3 protein-coding genes are annotated in these 5,545 nt (G+C 41.4%); all 3 read left to right on the top strand.

Annotated features, from left to right (window positions below; all coding sequences use genetic code 11):
* Positions 1 to 221 precede the first annotated feature (221 nt).
* A complete protein-coding gene (locus WFY05_RS22230) occupies positions 222 to 2,303 on the top strand; it encodes an alpha-L-fucosidase (protein WP_340115145.1) in 2,082 nt (693 codons plus the stop codon).
* A gap of 29 nt (positions 2,304 to 2,332) precedes the next feature.
* Positions 2,333 to 3,700 (top strand): alpha-L-fucosidase, encoded by a 1,368-nt coding sequence (locus tag WFY05_RS22225; protein ID WP_340115144.1) that lies wholly within the window; start codon positions 2,333 to 2,335, stop codon positions 3,698 to 3,700.
* A 168-nt stretch (positions 3,701 to 3,868) separates the two neighbouring features.
* Positions 3,869 to 5,113 (top strand): DUF819 family protein, encoded by a 1,245-nt coding sequence (locus WFY05_RS22220; RefSeq protein ID WP_340115143.1) that lies wholly within the window; start codon positions 3,869 to 3,871, stop codon positions 5,111 to 5,113.
* Positions 5,114 to 5,545: the final 432 nt, after the last annotated feature.

The raw sequence follows: 5,545 nt of genomic DNA, 5'->3' as shown, positions 1-5,545 counted from the left end.
GTGAGATACTTAAATATAAACAAAACCTTGTTTCTTTTCTAATAAATTATTGTGTTTCTTATGTCGAACTGACGTTGATTAATATTCTGCGAGGATTTCATAGTATCACAAAACCTCAATAAATCAGGCAGCTAATGAATTAGTCTACGTAATTTTTGTGAAATAATTACTTTTTTAAAAATTCATTATATATTTATCCAAATAACAAAAAAATCAATAAGATGTTACGTCGAATTAGTTTCCTGGGCATAGTTGTGCTGCTGTTTTCATGCTCTAATGTTGAGCCTCCCGCACCTGTAATGCCACTGCCTTCTGAGCGACAGCTGGCCTGGCATGAGCTTGAATATTATGCTTTTGTGCATTTTAATATGAATACATTCACCAATATGGAATGGGGATTTGGTGACGAAGATCCTAAGCTGTTCAATCCAACTGAGTTGAACTGCCGGCAATGGGCACGTGTAGCAAAGGAAGCCGGGATGAAAGGGATTATTCTTACCGCGAAACATCACGACGGATTTTGTTTGTGGCCAACAGCAACTACCGATCATTCGGTAATAAACTCGCCCTGGAAAAGCGGAAAAGGAGATGTGGTGAAAGAACTGGCCGATGCTTGTCAGGAATACGGTTTAAAACTGGGGATCTATTTGTCTCCGTGGGACAGGAATAATCCGGAGTATGGCAATGAAAAATACATCGAAATTTTTAGAGCTCAGTTGCGCGAACTGCTATCCAACTACGGCGATGTTTTTGAAGTGTGGTTCGATGGAGCAAACGGTGGAACCGGCTATTACGGGGGAGCCAACGAAGAGCGACGGATCGATCGTAAAACGTATTACGACTGGGAGAACACACGCAAAATAGTTCGGGAACTACAACCAATGGCTTGTATGTTCAGCGATGCCGGCCCGGATGTTCGCTGGGTTGGCAACGAAGAAGGTTGGGCGATGAAGACTAACTGGGCACCAATTCGGCGAGATGAATTTTATCCAGGATCGCCTAATTATGCTGATTTGAGAACTGGTCACGAAGATGGCACGTACTGGGTGCCTGCCGAAGTTGATGTATCCATTCGTCCGGGGTGGTATTACCATCCGTCGGAAGACCATAAAGTGAAAACGCTGCCTCAGCTGCTCGATATATATTATAATAGTATTGGACGAAATGCATCGTTGCTCATTAATTTTCCGGTCGATACGCGGGGGCTTATTCATGAAAACGATGTTGCGCAGATCCTGAAACTGGCAGAAGCTGTTAAGGCTGATTTTGCAAATAACTTTGCAAAGGATAAACCTGCACAGGCAACTAATACTCGGGGGAATTCAAAAAAATACAAAGCTGAGAATGTGACCGATGGAAACCCGGATTCTTACTGGGCAACTGATGATGGAGTGATTCAGGCTTCAGTTACTATCGATCTGGGTGAACCTACCGAATTTAATCGCTTTCTGGCTCAGGAAGATATACGGCTTGGTCAACGAATCAAAAAGTTTACAGTCGAAGTTCTGCAGGGAGATGAATGGATAGAAATAGCTTCGGAAACAACCATCGGTAGGAAACGAATCTTAAGGATTGATGACGTGACGGCATCAAAAGTGAGGTTGAACATTCTGGATTCCGAGGCATGTCCGGTAATTTCAAACATTGAATTGTACAACGCACCTAAAGTTTTGGTTGAACCTGTGGTTCAAAGAAGTAAGGAGGGACTGGTCACTATTACAGCCTTCGATTCGGGGCTTGATATTTACTATACAGTTGATGGCACTGAACCGGATAACACTTCAGAAAAATATGATAAACCGTTTGTGTTGGATAAGAAGGGAAGCGTTCAGGCGGTTGCTTTCGATCCGGAGGCTCAAAAATACAGTTCGGTTTCGGTGGCAGAATTTGATATTGTGAAAACGAAATGGAAAATAAAAGGAAAGCTTCAAGGGGATGAAAATACATCAAAGATTCTGGATGGAGATGAAAATACCGCCTGGAGTGTTTCCGGAGACCGACCGATAGATGTTATGATCGACTTGGGAGAAAAGGCAACTATTTCAGGATTTAGATATTTGCCCGATCAGGAACGTTGGAGTCCGGGTATCATTTTTACTTACGAATTCTATGTAAGTGAAAATGGCAGAAACTGGGGAAAAGCACAATCTTCGGGTGAGTTTTCGAACATTAGGAACAGTCCGGTTTGGCAAACTAGAACTTTTGAGCCGGTTGAAGGACGTTATATAAACTTCAGAGCCATGACACCTGTTGAAGAAAATGGACGAATGGGCATTGCCGAGTTCGATATTATTACTAAATAAATTCAACCAACTAACTAAATTAAATAGACATGAAACAATTGTTACTGGTCGTTTTAACGGCCCTGGTTTTTAGTCAAACCGCCAGTGCCCAGAAAAAAATATGGGACGAAACCGAAGCTCAAAAACAGGAACGCATGCAGTGGTGGACCGATGCGCGTTTTGGAATGTTTATCCACTGGGGACTGTATGCACAGGCTGCACGTCACGAGTGGGTGAAAAAAAATGAACGCATTTCTGATGAAGATTATCAAAAATACTTCGAAATATTTAATCCTGATCTGTTCGATCCGGCAGATTGGGCGTGCAAAGCAAAAGCAGCCGGGATGAAATATGCGGTGATCACCACCAAACATCACGAAGGTTTTAATATGTTCGATTCGGAATTTACCGATTACAAAGTTACAAATACACCTTATGGAAAAGACATTATTAAAGAATGGGTGGATGCTTTTCGGGCCGAAGGTTTGGGGATCGGATTTTATTATTCGCTGATCGACTGGCATCATCCTGAATATACCATCGACAGGGTGCACCCAATGAGTGCAAAAACTCAGGAAGAATATGATGAGCTGAATAAAGATCGCGACATGAGTATTTATCGCGACTACCTGAAAAACCAGGTCCGGGAAATACTGACCAATTATGGTAAGATCGACATTCTGTGGCTCGACTATTCATTTCCGGGAAAATTTGGTAAAGGACGCGAAGATTGGGGTTCGGTTGATTTGATGAAAATGGTACGCGAACTTCAACCCGGAATATTGGTTAACGATCGTGCCGACTTGAAAGATTATGCAGGCGGTTGGGATTTTACGACTCCCGAGCAGTTCAAAGTACAGAAATGGCCTGAAGAAGATGGCGTTAAAATTCCGTGGGAAACTTGCCAGACTTTTTCCGGCTCGTGGGGCTATTTCCGCGACGAGTACACCTGGAAAGACAACAAACAGTTATTGGTATTGCTGATTGAATCGGTAAGCAAAGGAGGTAATCTCTTATTAAATGTGGGGCCGACTGCCCGCGGAACTTTCGATTATCGGGCAGATAAAGCGCTTGCAGAAATGGGAGAGTGGATGAAATACAACAGCCGTTCGATTTATGGTTGCACCCAGGCTCCTGAAAATTTCGAAGTTCCGGCCAATACATTATTGACTTACAATCCGGAAACCAATCGGCTGTATGTGCACCTGCTCGATTATCCGCTAAAAAACTTTTTGATGCGCGACTATGGCGATAAGATCAAATATGCTCAGTTTTTGCACGATGCATCTGAAATAAAAATCGGAAAACCATATGGACATTGGGTGCAACAGGAAACAGGTGAAAACGACGTAAATCTCTTGTTGCCGGTGAATAAACCAAATGTTGAAATTCCGGTTATCGAGATTTTTTTAAAATAGCGGTTTAATTTATATCTCGTTTATTACGATATTAGTTTGTTATAGGGAGAAATATTGATTGCATTCATAAGATGGGGTATTTGTGTTTCAGCAATTTTTATTATTAGTTTGTGATCAACTTACACATATATAAATATAATAGCATAAAAAATGCAGGGGTAGAAGGGCATGGAAATAAAAAACGATGCGGTAATTTTTGGGATTTTAATGCTGATACTGGCGGCTATTTTTGTAACATCTTCCAGTAATAATAAACGTTGGAAGAAGTTTTACACTTATGTTCCGCCCTTACTGCTTTGTTATTTTGTACCCGGATTTTTGAACTGGCCGCTTGGAATGGTCAATCCCGAAGAGTCTCAATTGTATTTTGTAGCTTCTCGCTACCTTCTTCCGGCCAGTTTGGTATTGTTCTGTTTGAGTATCGATTTAAAAGGAGTCTTCAACCTCGGGCCCAAAGCTTTGATCATGTTTATTACCGCAACTATCGGTATTGTAATTGGAGCCCCGATTGCATTATGGATCTCAGCTGCCATATTTCCCGATATCAAGGAGGCTTTACCCGGTGATGAAATCTGGCGCGGACTTTCAACCATTGCAGGAAGTTGGATCGGCGGGGGAGCGAATCAAACCGCAATGAAGGAAATTTATGCCTGCAAAGACGACCTTTTCTCCTCTATGATCATTATTGATGTGTTTGTGGCCAATATTTGGATGGGGGTGTTGCTATTCGGTGCCGGCCGTTATCTTCAAATCGACAAACGACTCAAAGCCGATAATTCGTCGATCGAAGACCTGAAGCATCGTGTCGAAAGCTACCGTGCATCAATCGCCAAAATTCCTACGGCAAACGATGTCTTTGTAATTCTTGCCATTGGATTTGGTGCAACAGCCATAGCGCATTTAGGTTCCGATTATATTGCTCCGTACATGGACAATCATCGTGCATTTCTAGACAAATACAATTTAAGTTCGCTGGCCTCCGGTTTTTTCTGGCTCATTGTAATAGCCACAACTATTGGGTTGGCGCTTTCGTTTACAAAACTTAAAAAGTATGAAGGAGCAGGAGCCTCGCGTTTTGGAAGTGTATTTATATATATACTCGTAGCCACCATTGGAATGAAAATGAATTTCCTCGAAGCATTCAATAACATGCACTATTTTGTAATTGGTTTAATCTGGATGCTGGTTCACGTCACTATATTATTAGTGGTAGCAAAGATCATTCGGGCTCCATTCTTTTTTGTGGCTGTTGGCAGTCAGGCGAATATTGGGGGAGCAGCTTCGGCGCCAATTGTTGCTTCGGCGTTCAGTACAGCATTGGCACCGGTAGGTGTACTTTTAGCCGTTTTGGGTTACGCACTGGGTACTTATGCAGCCATTATTGCCACCCAGCTTATGCAGTGGACCTATTAATTATTCAATTCACTAAATTTTTTAAAAATATTTGGGTGAATATTGGATGACAGTACAGTAATTTATAATCCTGTTTTGTGGCAATCATTGAAACCAATTTAAATGTGAATCGTAAATGTTAATCCGTTCTAATATTTTATGGATATTGATTCTCAGCTGCTTAAAAAATAAGCGGTATTTTTTTTGAAAAAAACGACCTTAAAAGTTTGGAGCTTATAAAAACCTGATTACATTTGCACCCGCTTTTGAGGCGAACGTTCACTGAAGGGATGACAAAAATTGAGACGCAATAAACAATGTGAAATTTTGTTTGTTGTATACATGCTCAAAGGGAAATAAAATTCTTTAAAATTTTCCGATTAAATTTTTGGTAGGAATAAAAAGTTATTTACCTTTGTCGCCCCGAATTAAGGGAATGAGTTCCGGTGGTTT

It is taken from the genome of Maribellus mangrovi (assembly GCF_037646455.1).
Classification (GTDB): Bacteria; Bacteroidota; Bacteroidia; order Bacteroidales; family Prolixibacteraceae; genus Draconibacterium; species Draconibacterium mangrovi_A.
The sequence above is the reverse complement of the archived record's forward strand: the minus strand, read 5'-3'. Positions and strand labels throughout refer to the sequence as shown.